This is a genomic window from Stenotrophomonas sp. NPDC077659, assembly GCF_050268705.1.
GTDB lineage: Bacteria > Pseudomonadota > Gammaproteobacteria > Xanthomonadales > Xanthomonadaceae > Stenotrophomonas.
Genome location: NZ_JBNNHG010000132.1, coordinates 1 through 10716, shown reverse-complemented (window position 1 = coordinate 10716; position 10716 = coordinate 1). Strand labels below are relative to the sequence as shown.

The 10716-nt window shown below is 67.7% G+C and carries 10 protein-coding genes; 4 read left to right on the top strand and 6 right to left on the bottom strand.

Going from position 1 to position 10716, the window contains the following annotated elements:
- Positions 1-167: 167 nt before the first annotated feature.
- A complete protein-coding gene (locus ACQKDV_RS15590; RefSeq protein WP_427784919.1) occupies positions 168-1085 on the bottom strand; it encodes an LpxL/LpxP family Kdo(2)-lipid IV(A) lauroyl/palmitoleoyl acyltransferase in 918 nt (305 codons plus the stop codon).
- 60 nt (positions 1086-1145) lie between these two features.
- Between ACQKDV_RS15590 and waaA the strand changes: the two genes are divergently transcribed.
- Positions 1146-2444 (top strand): lipid IV(A) 3-deoxy-D-manno-octulosonic acid transferase, encoded by a 1299-nt coding sequence (waaA, locus tag ACQKDV_RS15585; protein ID WP_427784917.1) that lies wholly within the window; start codon positions 1146-1148, stop codon positions 2442-2444.
- Positions 2445-2478: 34 nt separating this feature from the next.
- On the opposite strand, the gene mgtE is transcribed toward waaA, so the two are convergent.
- The gene (gene mgtE / locus ACQKDV_RS15580) at positions 2479-3681 is read right to left on the bottom strand and encodes a magnesium transporter (RefSeq protein ID WP_427784916.1); all 1203 of its coding nucleotides are present in this window, start codon (positions 3679-3681) and stop codon (positions 2479-2481) included.
- A 90-nt stretch (positions 3682-3771) separates the two neighbouring features.
- On the bottom strand, positions 3772-4443 hold the full coding sequence (locus ACQKDV_RS15575) for a hypothetical protein (RefSeq protein ID WP_427784914.1): 672 nt from the start codon (positions 4441-4443) through the stop codon (positions 3772-3774).
- 490 nt (positions 4444-4933) lie between these two features.
- Between ACQKDV_RS15575 and ACQKDV_RS15570 the strand changes: the two genes are divergently transcribed.
- Complete coding sequence (locus tag ACQKDV_RS15570; protein WP_427784913.1) at positions 4934-6196, top strand: amino acid transporter; 1263 nt, start codon at positions 4934-4936, stop codon at positions 6194-6196.
- Between the two features lie 133 nt (positions 6197-6329).
- Here the strand turns inward: ACQKDV_RS15570 and ACQKDV_RS15565 are convergent, their stop codons facing one another.
- The 3 genes from ACQKDV_RS15565 to ACQKDV_RS15555 all read right to left on the bottom strand — a co-directional run bounded on the left by ACQKDV_RS15565 (position 6330) and on the right by ACQKDV_RS15555 (position 9168).
- Positions 6330-7688 (bottom strand): TolC family outer membrane protein, encoded by a 1359-nt coding sequence (locus ACQKDV_RS15565; RefSeq protein ID WP_427784911.1) that lies wholly within the window; start codon positions 7686-7688, stop codon positions 6330-6332.
- Positions 7689-7704: 16 nt separating this feature from the next.
- Positions 7705-8352, bottom strand: a complete 648-nt coding sequence (locus ACQKDV_RS15560; RefSeq protein WP_427784909.1) for a protein-L-isoaspartate O-methyltransferase family protein — start codon at positions 8350-8352, stop codon at positions 7705-7707.
- A gap of 126 nt (positions 8353-8478) precedes the next feature.
- Positions 8479-9168 (bottom strand): TetR/AcrR family transcriptional regulator, encoded by a 690-nt coding sequence (locus ACQKDV_RS15555; protein WP_427784907.1) that lies wholly within the window; start codon positions 9166-9168, stop codon positions 8479-8481.
- A gap of 120 nt (positions 9169-9288) precedes the next feature.
- Here ACQKDV_RS15555 and ACQKDV_RS15550 point away from each other — a divergent pair, with 120 nt between their 5' ends.
- Entirely contained in the window at positions 9289-10419 is a 1131-nt protein-coding gene (locus ACQKDV_RS15550; RefSeq protein ID WP_427784905.1) for an efflux RND transporter periplasmic adaptor subunit, read from the top strand.
- Positions 10420-10423: 4 nt separating this feature from the next.
- Positions 10424-10716 (top strand): efflux RND transporter permease subunit (locus ACQKDV_RS15545; RefSeq protein WP_427784904.1); only part of this gene is annotated, 293 nt, incomplete at its 3' end.

The window sequence follows — 10716 nt, the reverse complement described above, 5'->3', positions numbered from 1 at the left end:
GCGTGGTGGGGGAGTACCCTCGCGCGTGGTGCCGGTGGCCGCTGTAATCCGGTGGAGCCGGGCGAAATCATCCACGCATGGCGTGGATCTACTACCCCATGCACGCCAGGCGTGGATGCCGCCTTCCCACAGTAGATCCACGCCATGCGTGGATAAGGCATGCCGGATTATTTGTAGAAATCGCTGCGCCCGCCGGGCTGGCGCTTGAACCGCCGGTGGATCCACAGGTACTGGTCCGGGGCCTCGCGTACCATCTGCTCGATGGCCTGGTTGACCCGCGCGGTGTCGGCGGCCACGTCTTCGCTGGGGAAGTTCTCCAGCGGCGCGCCGATCTTCAGGAAGTACTTCCCACCCTCGCGGCGGTGGAAGTAGGGGATCACCGCGCAGCCGGTCATCCGCGCCAGCTGGTGGGTGGCGGTGATGGTAGCGGCGGTGTGGCCGAAGAACGGCACGAACACGGTGTCCTTGCCGCGCATGTCCTGGTCCGGCGCGTACCACAGGAAGCCCCCCTTCTTCAGGTGGCGCACGGTGGCACGGATATCCTCGTTGGCGTACATCGCCTTGGCGTAACGCAGACGACCGAACTTCACCGCCCACTCGTACACCGGATTCTTGTGCTTGCGGTACATGCCCGACAGGTCGACGTGGTCGCACAGCAGGCGGCCGCACATTTCCAGGGTCATGAAGTGGCCCGATACCAGCAGCACGCCACGACCCTCGGCCTGCATCTGCCTGAGGTGCTCCAACCCTTCGATCTGTACCTGGGGGCGGATGCTGTCGATGCTGCCCCACCATGAACGCGCGCACTCGAAGATGCCGACGCCGAGGGCGTCGAAGCTGTCGCGCACCAGGCGGTTGCGCCAGGCCTCGTCCTTCTCGGGGAAGCACAGCTTCAGATTGACCTCGGCGGCACGGCGGCGGCTGCCGAGCAGGCGCCAGGTGATCCAGCCCACGCCGCGGCCCAGTGCGCGCTGCAGCATCCACGGCAGGCGGGCGATGCCGAAGGCGGCGAACATGGCCGCGAACATCGGCCAGTTGCGGGGATCGGCCAGGGACGGGCGGACGGCGGTGGTGGCATCGGACATGCAGCCATTCTACCAACCCCGCCGCGTGTCTTTCCCGGGGGGCTCCCGTATCCTTGCCGCATGCGTAAAGACCCTGTCGAATGGATCCTGCGTGGCCTGTACTCGGCCGTGCTCTACATCCTGCTGCCGATCACCGTGTACCACCTGGTCTGGCGCGGCTTCCGGGTCCGTGAATACTTCCGCCGCTGGGATGAACGCTATGCGTCCTATCCGCAGCCGACCGGGCAGCCGCGGGTCTGGCTGCACGCTGTTTCGGTAGGCGAGGTCAACGCGGCGGCACCGCTGGTCAACGCCCTGCGCGAGCAGCGCCCGGACATCCGCTGGGTCATCACCACCATCACCCCGACCGGTTCGGAACGGGTGCGTGCGTTGTGGGGCGATGCGCTGGACCACGTCTACCTGCCGTACGACGTGCCGGGCAGCGTCAACCGTTTCCTCGGCCATTTCCAGCCCAGCCTGGCATTGATCCTGGAGACCGAGCTGTGGCCGAACATGCTGTTCGGCTGCCGCGACCGGCGCATCCCGGTGTACATCCTCAATGCCCGCCTGTCGGCCCGCTCGCTGCGCGGCTACCGGGTGCTGGCTGCGCTCATCCGCCGGGCGCTGCGTACCGTCACCTGCGTGGCTGCACAGTCGGAAGACGATGCGGCGCGCTTCGTGCAGCTGGGTGCGGCGCCGGAACAGGTGCAGGCGCTGGGCAACCTGAAGTTCGACATTGCCACGCCGGACGTGGGCGCATTCGTCGCCGCGTTCCATGGCGATGTGCCTGCCGGGAGGCCGGTCTGGATTGCTGCCAGCACCCACGAAGGCGAGGAACAGGCCGTGATCGACCTGCATCGTCGCCTGCGCCAGCAGTTCCCCGATCTGCTGCTGCTGTGGGCGCCGCGGCACCCCGAGCGTTTTCCCAAGGTTGAAGCGCTGGCCCGCGAACAGGGCTGGTCGGTGGCGACGCGCCGCGCGCAGCAGTGGCCGCGCGCGGGCACCGAGGTGTTCGTCATCGATACGCTGGGCGAGCTGATGCCGTTCTATGCCTGCGCGCAGGTGGCCTTTGTCGGCGGCAGCCTGCAGGCCATCGGTGGCCACAACCTGCTGGAACCGGCGGCGATGGGCACCGCGGTGGTCACCGGCCCGCACCTGCACAACTTCTCTGAAATATCCCGGCGCATGCGCGAGGCCGGTGCCCTGCTCATCGGCGATGACGCGCAGGCCGTGGGCGACCATCTGCAGCACCTGCTGGGGGACATCGACGCCCGCACTGGCATGGCCCGGGCCGGCTGCGCGCTGGTCAGCAACGGCCGCGGGGCGTTGTTGCGTACCGTGGCGCTGGTGGAGCCGCACCTGCCGCCGCCGCACAGCTGAGCAGCGCTCAGCCGGCCCGGGGCCGCCAGTGGCATCAGGCGCCGGTGACCAGCAGGTCGCCCAGCAACAGCCAGGCGAAGCCGAAGTAGATGAACACGCCCAGCAGGTCCATCACCGAGGTGATCAGCGGCGAGGACAGCGTTGCCGGATCGGTGCCGATGCGGCGGGCCGCGAACGGCAGCAGGGCGCCGATGATGCCGCCGGCGACCGTGCAGACCAGCATGCTCAGGCCGACCACCAGCAGTACCTCCACGCCGACACCTTTGCTGAAGCAGGCCAGGATCGCCTCCAGCACCGCCACGCACAGGCCCAGCAGCAGCGCGACCGGAATCTCGCGGCGGATCACGAACCCGACGTCGCGCCACTTCAGTTCCAGCTCGCCCAGCGCCATCGCGCGTATCACCAGCGTGGCCGACTGGCTGCCGGTATTGCCGCCCATGTCCACGATGGGCGCAATGAACGCCGCCAGCACGATCACCTGGCCCAGCAGCTCCTCCTGGGAGGCGACAAAGGTGCTGGTGATGATGCCGAACACGGTGAGCATCGCCAGCCAGAACACGCGCACGCCGAACATCGTGCGCAGCGGCGTGGAGACCACGTCCAGGTCGTTGCCGGCCATGCTGGCGGTGCCACCGAAGCGCGCCAGCTGGCTGGCATCCTGTTCTTTCTCGATGTCCATGACGTCATTGACGGTGACGATGCCGATCATCCGCTGCTCGTCGTTGACCACCGGAACGGCCAGCAGATCGTAGTGGCGGATGACCTCCGACGCCCGCGCCTGCGGCCAGCCGACATGCACGCTTACCGGGTCGGGTTGCGCGATGTCGCCGATGCGGCGCCCGGCATCGGCCAGCACCAGGTCGCGCAGCGACACCGTCCCGCGCAATGCCTGTCGGCCGTCAAGCACGTACACCACGTAGATGGTGTCCTTGTCAGATGCGGTGGCACGGATGTGCGCCAAGGCTTCGGCAACCGTCATTCCGGCGTCCACGGCGACGAAATCCGAGGTGGTGACGGCGCCTACCGTACCCTCGTCATAGGAGGACAAGCGCAGGATGTCCTCGCGCTCCTGGGTATCCAGTGTCATCAGAAGCGGCGCCAACGGGTTGGGTGAAAGCCCGCGCAGCGCTGCCGCCGTGTCCGATGGGGGGCTGCTGCGGGCAAGCGGCGCGAAGCCCTCGGGGTTGCGGCTGCTCTGGTAGGCACGGATGGCAAACATCAGCGCTTCACGGTTCATCGAAAGATATCCAGGAACGTGCACGCCGCCGGATACGTGGCCGCATGCGGGAAAAGGGACAGGAAAGGGGCACGCGCAGTGCCAGGGGCATTACCGGGACAGCGGCAGGTTCAGGCCGAGGGTCATCCAGCGTTCGCCTTGGTCACCAACGCGACGGCCGCCCAGCACATCCAGGGTGGCGCCGGCAGTGCCCAGTTCGCGGCGCACGCCGAACTGCGCTGCGTTGCTGCCTGCGCCATCCCAGGCGCTCTCGGCCAGCAGCGACCAGCGCGGCAGCAGCGGCAGCTCGATGCCGATACCGCGTGTCACGCCCCGTGCGCCATGCTCGGCATGCCACCCCAGGTTGGCATGCAGCAGCACACGGCCCGCTGCATCCAGGCGCAGGCTGAGGGGCACGTTGACGCTCCAGCTCCCGGCATTGCCAGAGCGCGCGTCATTGCCGGCATCGGCACTGATGGCCAGCCGCAGGCGATTCCCCTCGCGGCCGACAACCGTGCGTTTTGCGCCCAGCGCCCAAGGCATCCCCTGGCCGTTGGACAGGTGGCTGATGGCCAGCGACCACTCGGTGTTGCCCAGCCCGCAGGCTGGTACCAGGGTGGCCTCTCGATGGCCGGTGTGGTGGCTCAGCCAGCTTTCCAGCTGGCACTGGGCCGTGGGCGTGGTGCCCGCATCGTCCACCAGCAGGCTGGCGGCGGCGTGGAGTTCGGCGCTGAACGGCAGCGCCGCCAGCACAGGAACGAAACGAAGAGCGAAAGGGCGCATGGGCGATCTCCAGGCAAACGGAAACGCCAGCGGCACCTGCCCGGGCCGTTGTAGTGGATGCTGCGATGTGTAGGGGGAAAGGCCTGCCGCAGGGGCAGGCAGGGTCCCGTCCTGTGCGGACGGAACCTGGCTTGGTGTCAGGGGTCCGTCAGCTCAGGTGCTGCAGCGTGATCGACTATGACTGTCCAAGCAGGGGCCTCTGGGGCAGAAGGAATGCGCCGGAGAATAGGAGCCGATCCTGGAAGAATCAAGCGGCGAAGGCGACAGGTACCGCGTGATCGAGGCGGGAGGAGCGCGCAGGCGCTGTCGCGTTCAACGGTTTCAAGTCTGCTTGATGCCTTTCAGCCTGACGTAAGCAGACCGTTTGGCGCAGTCGGCTCGTGCCAGCCATCACACAGTGGTATCGATCTGGCCGATTCTGGTTCCGTCTCCCGGTGCGGGCTGCCAGCCTGATGTCCACCACGCTTGGGCGGTATCAAGGTAACTTGCAATGAAGGATGACAGCGGTACCGATGCACGCGGAGGGCGCGCGGCGTTTGATCGGTTGGGCAACGACCACCTGCTGGTGCTGGCGCTGACCCTGCTGGTTGGTGGCAGCGTGATCGCGCTGGTCAGCCAGAACACGGCAGTGCGTGCTGGGCCGGCCATTGTGCTCAGCCTGCTGCTGGCTGGCGTGGGGACTGCCCCATTGTTGTTCTGCCTGCGCGAGGCGATACGCCGCTCGCCGGGCGCGAGCGGCCTGCCGGGCCTCCTGCAGCAGGCATGCGGCAGGCGCCTGGCGGCCGTACTGCTGGGGTTGCTGCTGCTGGAAATGCTGACCACCCTGGCCGGTGCCGCGCAGTCGGGCGCGCGCCACCTGCATGCGTGGCTTCATGCCTTGGGCGGACAGCCGCAGCACTGGTTGCCGCTACCGCTGGCGGCGGCGCTGGGGTTGCTGCCGGTGGCCATGGCGGCCATGCTCAGGCCCCGCCGGGCGGTGCTGGTGGCGTGCGTGCTGCTGACCCTCAAGGTTGGCGTGGGCCTGCTGCTGGTGTTGCTCGCCGCGCGTTACGTGCACTACGGCAACTGGGTGCCGTGGATACCGTCGTCGACAGATTCGGATCGCTTCGGACTCGGCGGTGTGCTTGCCGCCGCGACCCCGCTGCTGGGCGTGTTCGCCAGCGCAGGTCTGCTGTTGACCGTTGCCCCGCGGGTGCAGCGGCCACACCGGCAGTTGACCCGCATGGCGGGCGGCGCGGTGCTGTCGGCGATGCTGCTGCTGATGGGGCTGGCCGCGCTGCAGTCCGGGCTGGTGCAGTTCGCGGCGTTGGACAGCTCGCGGCCGCTGTCGGTGGCTGTACAGAGCGTGCCACAGCTGCAGTGGATGCTGCCGCTGCTGCCGGTAGGAGGATGGGCCGGGCTGGTGGCGCTGCAGGTGGTGGTGCTGCTGCTGGCGATGGAACTATTGCCATCGCTGTGGCGGCGGCCGGATGACGACGCCGTTGGACGCGACGATCACGATCCGGCGCGGGTGACGTTTGCGCTGGGGCTTGCCATGCTGGCCATGCTGCTGGTGGCGTGGCTGCCCGAACGTGACGTGCTGCCACCGGGCCTGGTGGGGCTGCCGATGCTGGCCGTGCTGTGTCTGGGGCTGTTGCGTCCGCAGCGCCAAGTGTCCGGGCAGCGCACGGCGATGGTACGTCTGTTGGCTCTGCTGGCGGCAGTGTTGTGCGTGGTGCCGCTGGCCTGGCAGGTGCAGGTCTGGCTGGGGTGAGAGACGGGATCGCGCAAAGCATGCGCGATGCACCCGGTGGATCCACGCCATGCGTGGATGGGCGCCGGCCCCCGCTCACACGAAAAAGCCACCTTCACAGGTGGCTCCTTCGTTCCAACAGACGGACAACGACTCAGTGGGTGGTCGTGGCCGGGTTTCCGGCATCCTGGGTCAGCAGACGGTTGATGTCCTGCAGTTCCGCAACGTCCAGCGCACCCAGCGACTGGCTCAGCAGCAGGCGGTTCTGCAGGAAGGTGTAACGGGCGTTGGCGTAATCCAGCTGCGCCGAGAACAGGATGCGCTGGTTCTGGATCACGTCCAGCACGGTGCGGGTGCCCACTTCCAGGCCGACCTGCGAGGCGTCATACGCACTCTGCGCCGACACCACCGCCAGGCGTCGGGCTTCCACTTCGCTGATGCCCTGCACCAGGGTCTGGTAAGCATTGCGGGTGTTGCGGTCCAGTGCGCGCTTCTGCTGCTCGTAGCCGTCCTGGGCGATGTCACGCTGGGCCAGCGCCTGGCGCACGCCGGACTGGGTGGCGCCGCCGGAGAAGATCGGCACGCTCAGGGTCAGGCCGATGCTGTTGGTACGCGCATCCGGGGACAGCGAGCCGGCACCGGTGCTGTCGCCCCAGGTGGCACTCTTGCCCCAGCTGCCGCCCAGCGACAGCGTCGGGTAATGGCCGCCACGTGCGGCCTGCACGCCGGCTTCGGCCGCGCTGACCTTCAGTTCCTGCGCCTTCAGTGCCGGGTTCTGGCTGGTGGCCTGCTGCACCAGTTCGCTGATGTTGCCGCGGTTGGCCGGCACTTCCGGACGGAAATCGGCCGGCAGGCCCTTCAGGTTGACCACCGGCTGGCCGGTCAGTTCGGTCAGGGCCTGGTAGTTGTCGGCCAGGGTGTTCTGCGCAACGATGGTGTTGGCACGCGCCTGGTCGTACTGGGCACGCGCTTCGTGCACGTCGGTGATCGGCGCCAGGCCCACTTCCAGGCGCTTGTCGGCGAAGTCGAACTGCTTCTTCGCGGCCGCTTCATTGGTCTGTGCGGCGTTCAGCGATTCGATCGCCACCAGCACGTTGAAGTAGGCTGCCGAGGTGCGCACGATCAGGCTGTCGTTGGCCGAATCGAGGGTGAAATCCGCCGCCTTGCTCAGCTCGCGCTGCGAACGCAGGTTGTTGATCTGGGTCCAGTTGAACAGCGTCTGGCTACCTTCAACGGTGTAACTGCGGCGCTTGCTCATCACCGAACCGGAGTTGGCATCGGCATTGGCTTCGCTGCGGGTACGGCTCAGCGCCGCCGAGCCGTTGATCTGCGGCAGCAGCGCAGCGCGCGCCTGCACGGCGCCTTCCTTGTCATACAGCCGGGTGGATTCGGCGGCCGACAGTTGCGGATCGCCATTGCGTGCCATTTCGTAGACCTGCAGCAGGTCGGCGGCATGGGCGGACAACGGCAGCAGGGCAGTGGCCAGCGCAACAGCGAGGGATCGGCGGATCATTGCGGCTTCCTTGGACTCAGAGGTGGAACTGGGGTGCCGGGGCGGCACCGCGCAGGTAATCGATATCGGTTTCGAACAGCGATTCGGTGCTGCCATCGGCCTTGACCAGCAGGGCTTCCATGGCCGGCGAGCGGCCGTGGATCACGAACAGGCGCCCCCCCGGACGCAGCCACGAGGCGAACTGTGACGGCACGACGTCGACCGCACCAGTGACACAGATCACGTCAAAACGGCGCTCGGTCTGCCAGGCCAGGGCATCGGCCACTTCGACGCGGACGTTGGTGCCCAGGCCCGAAGCATCCAGGCGGGCACGTGCGGCGGCGGCCAGTTCCGGGTCGATCTCCAGGCTCAGCACGTCGCGCGCCAGCGCGCCGATGCAGGCGGACAGGAAACCGCTGCCGGTGCCGACTTCCAGCACTTCGTCACCCGGCTGAAGATCCAGCGCCTGCAGGGTACGGCCCTCGATGACCGGCTTCATCATCTTCTGGCCGTTGCCGATCGGCAGTTCGACATCGGCGTAGGCCAGCGCCCGGTGCGCGTCGGCGACAAAGGCCTCGCGCGGCAGGCGGGCGAGGACGTCGAGCACCTTGATGTCCAGCACGTCCCAGGGACGGATCTGCTGTTCCACCATCAGTTCGCGGGCGTGGGCGTAATCAATCGTCATGAGGTTCAAATCCAGCGCAGTGGGCCGGCCATTTTACCGGTGCCGGAGGCCGGCGGCGCGCCCAGAGCATCAGCTGCCGGGTGGCCGGGGTCGCAGTGCCGGAAGTCATCGCGACCTCCGGTTCGTTCAGGTTCGTCCTTCAGGCAGTCCGGCCCCACGCGGCGCGTAGGCGCGCAGGAAGAAATCGACGCTGTCGGGCACGTGGCTGGAAGCATCGCACTGACCCGGTGACAGCGGCATGCCGCACATCCGGTTCATATGCACTTCGCCCTTGATGAGGGTCAGGAACTGCTGGCCGGCCAACCGGCAATCGGGGATTTCCAGCTCGCCGCGCGCGGTGCGCGAACGCAGGAAATCAGCCAGCGCCTCGCAGGTGCGCTCCGGCCCGGCCTGCCAGAACAGCTCGCGCAGGCGTTCGTCGGTCTCGGGGGCCATCATCACCCGCTGTACCGAGATCGCCGCGTCGGAGGTGATCATCTCGAAGAAGGCCTGGCCGATGCCCAGCAACTGGTCGCGCAACGGGCCTTCGGCATCGGCCACGAACAGCGCGTCAGGCAGCATTTCCATGCATTTGGACTGCACAGCTTCGGTGAAAAGCGTTTCTTTATCGCCGAAATGGCTGTAAACGGTCAGCTTGGACACGCCCGCCTGGGCGGCGATGCTGTCCATGCTCACGCCGGTATAGCCCTGCTCGACGAACAGGGTCTTGGCCGCTTCGAGAATCGCCGCGCGCTTGCCCAGATCCTTCGGACGCCCGGGTCCGGCGGCCTTGGCAGCGGGCTTGGCCGACGCTTTGCGGGAAGTTGGGGAACTCATTCCCGCAATACTAGACCAACCGGTTCGATATTTATACTATACCGGCCAGTTTACTAAATTGGGGTCGGCGCCAGCGCCGGCTCCCCGTGATTGAACCCTGCGTTTTCAGGACGTTGACCGATGAAGAGCGTGCGCTGGCTGGGCAGTTGGGTGTGGGTGGTGGCGCTGGCCGCCTGTTCGGGGCCGGAGCAGGCGCCGCAGGCCGCGGTGCCGGTCTTGGTGGTGCATCCGGGCGAACAGGCCGGGCAGGGCGCGGCCTCGTTCCCGGGCACGATCCGGGCCCGCCAGGAAAGCCCGTTGTCGTTCCGTGTGGGCGGCAACCTGGTCCAGCGCCATGTAGATGCGGGCCAGCGGGTGAAGAAGGGCGATGTGCTGGCCGAACTGGACGTGGCCGATTTCGCCCTGCAGGCGCGCGCCTCGCAGGCACAGCTGGCTGCGGCCGAAGCGGATCTGGCGCGCACCCGCGATGATCTCGAGCGTTACCAGGTGCTGGCCGACCAGCAGCTGGTCAGCCGCTCGCAGCTGGACCAGCAATCGGCCGCCTTCAAGGCTGCGCAGGGCCAGGCCAACGCCGCCCGTGCCAACCTCGACGTGCTGCGCAACCAGGCCGGCTATGCCCAGCTGCGCGCACCGGCCGATGGCGTGATCGCCAGCCGCGAGGCCGAAGCCGGGCAGGTGGTGTCGGCCGGCCAGACCATCTTCAACCTGGCTGCCGATGGCGGCCGCGAAGTGCTGATCGATCTGCCCGAAGCCACCATCGGCGACTATGCGGTCGGCCAGCCGGTCGAGGTGGAACTGTGGAACCGCCCGGGCCAGCGCCTGCCGGGCACGATCCGCGAGATCGCTGCCGCCGCCGATCCGCAGGCACGCACTTATGCCGCCCGCGTCGGTCTGGCGGCTGAAGCGCTGGCTGATGTCGAACTGGGGCAGAGCGCGCGCGTCTACAGCAGCGCCGGCCGCCATGGCACCCTGCAGGTGCCGCTGGCTGCCCTGCAGCGCGGTGCCAACGGTGCCGCCAGCGTGTGGGTGGTGGATCCGGCCAACAGCACGCTGAAGGAAGTGGCCGTCACCACCGGTGCCTATGGCAGCGAGACGGTACCGGTGCTGTCCGGCGTGTCTGCCGGTGACTGGGTGGTGGCCGCCGGTGGCCACCTGCTGCGCGCCGGCCAGCCGGTGACCGCCGTGGACCGGCAGAACCGCCCGGTGCTGAAGCCGGCCACGCCGCCCGCTGCCGCCAAGGCCAAGGAGTAAGCCGGTGCGCCGCTTCAATCTTTCCGAGTGGGCGCTGGCCAACCGTCCACTGGTGCTGTTCGCGATGCTCGCCTTCGCCCTGATCGGGGCGTGGTCGTACAAGCATCTGGGCCAGTCCGAAGATCCGCCGTTCACTTTCAAGGCAATGGTGGTGCGCACGCTGTGGCCGGGTGCCACCGCCGAGCAGGTTTCGCGGCAGGTGACCGAGCCGATCGAGAAGGCGCTGATGAACACCGGCGAATCCGTGGGCGTGGCCGGCCTGTACCTGCCGGGCGCACAGGCACGGTTGCTGCCCGA